This is a genomic window from Paenibacillus sp. 01T422 (assembly GCF_056398785.1).
The window spans coordinates 1-5,268 of sequence record NZ_JBFTQB010000429.1; the positions used below are offsets into that span (position 1 = coordinate 1).

At 45.6% G+C, this 5,268-nt stretch carries 6 protein-coding genes; all 6 read left to right on the plus strand.

Going from position 1 to position 5,268, the window contains the following annotated elements:
• Positions 1 to 268: 268 nt before the first annotated feature.
• The 6 genes from AC1DUA_RS22125 (at position 269) to AC1DUA_RS22150 (ending at position 5,093) form a co-directional block, all read left to right on the plus strand.
• Positions 269 to 493: a hypothetical protein gene (locus AC1DUA_RS22125; RefSeq protein ID WP_477501830.1), complete on the plus strand. Its 225-nt coding sequence runs from the start codon at positions 269 to 271 to the stop codon at positions 491 to 493.
• A gap of 31 nt (positions 494 to 524) precedes the next feature.
• Positions 525 to 719, plus strand: coding sequence for a hypothetical protein (locus AC1DUA_RS22130; RefSeq protein WP_477501831.1), 195 nt, complete (start codon positions 525 to 527; stop codon positions 717 to 719).
• 228 nt (positions 720 to 947) lie between these two features.
• Positions 948 to 1,172: a hypothetical protein gene (locus AC1DUA_RS22135; protein WP_477501832.1), complete on the plus strand. Its 225-nt coding sequence runs from the start codon at positions 948 to 950 to the stop codon at positions 1,170 to 1,172.
• A 401-nt stretch (positions 1,173 to 1,573) separates the two neighbouring features.
• Positions 1,574 to 2,518, plus strand: coding sequence for an ABC transporter permease (locus AC1DUA_RS22140; RefSeq protein WP_477501833.1), 945 nt, complete (start codon positions 1,574 to 1,576; stop codon positions 2,516 to 2,518).
• Positions 2,519 to 2,529: 11 nt separating this feature from the next.
• Positions 2,530 to 3,402: a carbohydrate ABC transporter permease gene (locus AC1DUA_RS22145; RefSeq protein WP_477501834.1), complete on the plus strand. Its 873-nt coding sequence runs from the start codon at positions 2,530 to 2,532 to the stop codon at positions 3,400 to 3,402.
• Between the two features lie 86 nt (positions 3,403 to 3,488).
• Complete coding sequence (locus AC1DUA_RS22150) at positions 3,489 to 5,093, plus strand: extracellular solute-binding protein (RefSeq protein WP_477501835.1); 1,605 nt, start codon at positions 3,489 to 3,491, stop codon at positions 5,091 to 5,093.
• Positions 5,094 to 5,268 lie beyond the last annotated feature (175 nt).

A 5,268-nucleotide genomic window follows, 5' to 3' on the forward strand; every position in this document is an offset into this window, starting at 1 on the left:
AGTGGGATCAGCGCGGACGGGAGTGTTCCGCGGTAGTTAAGCGTGTTTTACATCGTTACAGCGGGCAATGGGAGCACTCAGCTTGCGTTAGCGATGAAAAACATCGTTACAGCTGCGAGACTAGCGCGGACGGGAGGGTTCCGCGGTAGTTAAGCGTGTTTTACATCGTTACAGCGAGCAATGTGCGCACTCAGCCTGCGTTAGCGATGAAAAACATCGYTACAGCTGCGAGACTAGCGCGGACGGAAGGATTCCGCGCAAGTTAAGCGTGTTTTACATCGTTACAGCGGGCCATGTGCGCATCCAGCCTGCGTTAGCGATGAAAAACATCGTTACAGCAGTGGGATCAGCGCGGACGGAAGGATTCCGCTGCAAGTTAAGCGTGTTTTACATCGTTACAGCGGGCAATAGGTGCATGCAGCCTGCGTTAGCGATGAAAAACATCGTTACAGCAGTGGGATCAGCGCGGACGGGAGTGTTCCGCGGTAGTTAAGCGTGTTTTACATCGTTACAGCGGGCAATAGGTGCACGCAGCCTGCGTTAGCGATGAAAAACACCGTTACAGCTGCGAGACTAGCGCGGACGGAAGGGTTCCGCGCAAGTTAAGCGTGTTTTACATCGTTACAGCGGGCAATGTGCGCACCCAGCCTGCGTTAGCGATGAAAAACATCGTTACAGCAGTGGGATCAGCGCGCGCGGAAGGGTTCCGCGCAAGTTAAGCGTGTTTTACATCGTTACAGCGCGCAATGTGCGCACACAGCACGCGTTAGCGATGAAAAACATCGTTACAGCTGCGGGACYAGCGCGGACGGGAGGGTTCCGCGGTAGTTAAGCGTGTTTTACATCGTTACAGCGGGCAATGTGCGCACMCAGCACGCGTTAGCGATGAAAAACATCGTTACAGCTGCGGGACCAGCGCGGACGGGAGGATTCCGCGCAAGTTAAGTGTGTTTTACATCGTTACAGCGGGCAATGTGCGCAAGCAGCCTGCGTTAGCGATGAAAAACATCGTTACAGCTGCGGGACTAGCGCGGACGGAAGGATTCCGCTGCAAGTTAAGCGTGTTTTACATCGTTACAGCGGGCAATGTGCGTACACAGCACGCGTTAGCGATGAAAAACATCGCTACAGCTGCGAGACCAGCGCGGACGGGAGGGTTCCGCGGTAGTTAAGTGTGTTTTACATCGTTACAGCGGGCAATGTGCGCAAGCAGCATGCGTTAGCGATGAAAAACATCGCTACAGCTGCGGGACCAGCGCGGACGGAAGGTTTCCGCGGTAGTTAAGCGTGTTTTACATCCTTACTGGGATTATTTGAAAAAAAAGATATTGCAATCGGTTACAAAGCTGAATTATAATGAATTCAATTAGATGACTAGTATTACTAGTAGTACTAATTAGATTGATATTATTTATTGATATCAATTTGTTCTAGGGATCAATTTGTTATTAGATCATTTGTTATTAATCAATTTGTTATTAATCAATTTGTTATTAAATCATTTTGTTATTAAATCAATTTGCTATTAAATCAATCAATTATCAAAAATCTCATTAAAAAGGATGAACGCTCTATGCAGATTGAGATTAGCCAGACTACATCTTCAGTGGCGATCAAACGAAATCGATTATCTTTTTTTAGGCGCCAATGGCAGTTGTATATCCTAATGATTATCCCGATGGCCTACTTTGTTATTTTTAAGTACATCCCGATGGCGGGGGTTGCGGTTGCGTTTAAGGACTATAACTTGTTCAAAGGTGTCTGGGGCAGTGATTGGGTGGGATTAGACGTGTTTAAAGAAGTTTTTTCTCTACCTCAATTTTATAGAGCGTTCCGCAACACGCTGGTCTTAAACATTTTGGGTTTACTTACGTTCCCGGTCCCCATTATTTTGGCGGTCATGCTCAATGAGATCCGCATTAGCTGGTTCAAACGAGTGAGCCAAACGTTAATGTACTTGCCGCATTTTATTTCCTGGGTAATTGTGGGTGGGATGGCCATTGAACTGCTCTCCACGAACAACGGGACGATTAACGAAATGATTAAGGCGATTGGCGGCCAACCGATTCCGTTTCTGGAAAAGCCAATGTACTGGATATCTACCTACGTAGGAACTGGCTTATGGCACCATGCAGGTTGGGGAACGATTTTGTATTTGGCGGCGCTTACAGGAATTAATAAGGAATTGTATGAAGCAGCGGAAGTGGACGGCGCATCCCGCATGCGAAAGATTTGGCATATTACATTGCCAGGTATCAAGCCCACGATCATCGTCTTGTTCATCCTTCAAATTGGCAACATGGCGAATATCAGCTTTGAACAGCCGTATGTTTTGCAAAATGGATATGTCAAAGATGTATCCGAAGTCATCAGCACGTATGTATACACGGTTGGGATTCAATCAGCGAGATTTGCGCTTGCTACAGCAGTTGGCTTGTTTCAATCAGTGGTAGGGCTTGTTTTACTTTTGACGGCTGAATTTATATCTAGAAGAGTCAATAATCAGGGGATTTTCTAGGGGGGGAAACGATGTATCAAAATCCTACAAATAAAATGGTAGACGCTGCTATCCTTGTTGTAATTGGAGTTTTCTGTTTGTTCTGTGTTGTGCCAATGATTCATATGTTCGCTTTGTCATTAAGTGGGAACAGACCGATTATGTCTGGCGAAGTGACCTTATGGCCTATTGAATGGACCTGGGGCGCATACAAATCGGTGCTTGGAGATTTCGCGATGCTGCGCTCGCTGTTCTTTACGATCTTGCTAGTTGCCGGATATACGCTAGTAACGATGGCCGTAACGGTAATGGCTGCGTATCCACTGAGCAGACGGGATTTTAAAGGAAAACATATCTTCTTCTTGCTCATTATCATCACGATGTTCTTCAATCCGGGAATCATTCCGCATTATTTACTAATCAAACAGCTTGGCATGTTAAATACAGTTTTCTCCTTGGTTGTACCGATCTTGATCAATGCATTTCTCTTGATTATTCTAAAAACTAACTTTTCACAACTTCCTGCCGAATTGGAAGACTCCGCATGGATGGATGGGTGTGGACACTTCCGGTTTTTGCTCAAAATCGTATTACCACTTTCGCTGCCCATATTAGCGACGATTGGCCTTTATTCTGCGGTGGATCGCTGGAATATGTTCCAGGATGCATTGTTTTATGTGAATGATCAGCATCTCTATCCGATTCAATTAAAGCTTTACGAAATGGTCATCAACAGTCAAGCCAACGATGCATCCGCTCAAGAGGGTTTCAACTCCTCGACGCCGATCCCCCAAAGTTTGCAGGCTGCCAGCATCATGTTCTCGACCGTGCCGATCCTGCTCGTATATCCTTGGCTGCAGCGGTATTTCATCTCCGGTATGCTCGTCGGTGCCGTTAAAGGTTGATAGTTTCTCTTCGGCGGACAAGGTACACGGCCTATTACCGAAGGTTCTATATTAAAAATTAGCTGAGATTAAAGGGAGGCAACACAATGCGGAAAATGCTTCATAAATCAGTAAACACGACATTGACTGTAGCAATGGCGTCCTGCTTGGTATTAACTGCTTGCAGCAATTCTTCAAATGGTACTAACGAGAGTAGTTCTCCTGCGGCCGGTAACGCAAGTACAGCTCCAAGCTCTAAGCCTATTACGCTTACCGTAGAGCTTTTTGATAGAGCTAATACTCCCGCTGGTGCTCCTCCAATCACAGACAACTTTATGAYGCAATACATTCAAGAAAACTTCGGCAAACCGAACAATATTACAGTCAAATTCGTAACCGTACCCCGTTCTGAAGAAGTTAAAAAGYTGAATGTTTTGATGGCCTCTAACTCTGCGCCGGATATTGTTTTCACCTATGACAAGCCTACAGTGCAGAACTATGCGCAAAGCGGAGGATTGGCGGATTTGGGTCCAGTGATTGATAAAGTGGGTCCGCAGTTGAAAAAAGTGCTTGCCCCTTCTTTACCAGATGGCATGTTCAATGGTAAACAGTATGCTATTCCTGCACTTCGGGTTATTCAATCCCAGACAACAACGTTTGTGCGCAAGGATTGGCTGGATAAGCTGAATTTGCCAGTGCCGACGACGACAGACCAATTTCTGCAAACGATGAAGGCTTTTAAAGAAAAAGACCCAGGAAATACAGGCGGAAAAGTCATCCCTTACTCCTATATCGATATTTTCCACATGCAGCCATTGATTCAGTCCTTCTGGGATTGGAGCAAAATCACGCCGGCGGATCTGTACGCTACGCCAAACTGGGAGCAGCCCGGTAATAAAGACGGCCTGAAGTTCTTGAATCAAATGTACAATGAAGGTTTGATTGATAAGGATTTTGCACTTGCCTCTGACTTCAGCCAAGCATTCGCGCAGCAAATGGTGAATGGCCTTGCAGGTGCGGGTACGCCGAACACGAATGAACCGGTATATAACGGTTATTATTCTAACTTGAAGAAGAACAATCCAGCAGCCGAACTGGTGGCAATCGATCCGTTCTCAACGAAAGACGGCAAACATCCTAAGCCTAAATATCCTGCTTACGGTGCGTATCTAATGATTCCAAAAGCAAGCCCGAATGTGGAGGCGGCCGTCAAATATTTGAACTGGATGTCTGAGCCCAAAAATATCCTAGCACTTCAGAATGGTAAGGAAGGCATCTCCTATAAACTAGACAGTAACGGTGTTCCTCTTAACCTTGATACGGCCGAAGCGAAACAAATTCTCTATAACTACTATGATTATGCCATCATCCTCAATGGTAAATATGTTAGCCCGGATGAGCCGCAAAAAAATATCGAGGCAAACGCAACGGACCCGAACTTCAAAGATTTTACAGTGAAGAGTATTCAAGCCGGATCTAATGATGCCTATACAATCCCGCGTGTCGATACGCCGATTCAGGCTGAAGTGAAGTATGCCACCATTTTGAAGGATAAAGAAAAAGAAATGTTGACCAAAATCGCCACCGCCAAAACGGCTGATTTCAGTAAGGTGTACGACGATCAAGTGAAGGCTTATATGGAAATGGGCGGCACGGCTGTTAAAGAAGAAAAGAAGAAAGCCTATGAAGAGTTCTACAAAAACCAAAAGTAATGTCATTTAAATAACGGGATCCAAAAGTGGTTGTACAGTAGGATTCCTGTACAGCCACTTTTATCTAACCGCCGTATCGAGTTGCGTCTTTAAAGTGTTAATCTTGTCTGGTATACTAATCATATTAGAGGTATCAGAAGGAGTGTTTGACGGTGGTCTTGTAGCTTCCGGTTTC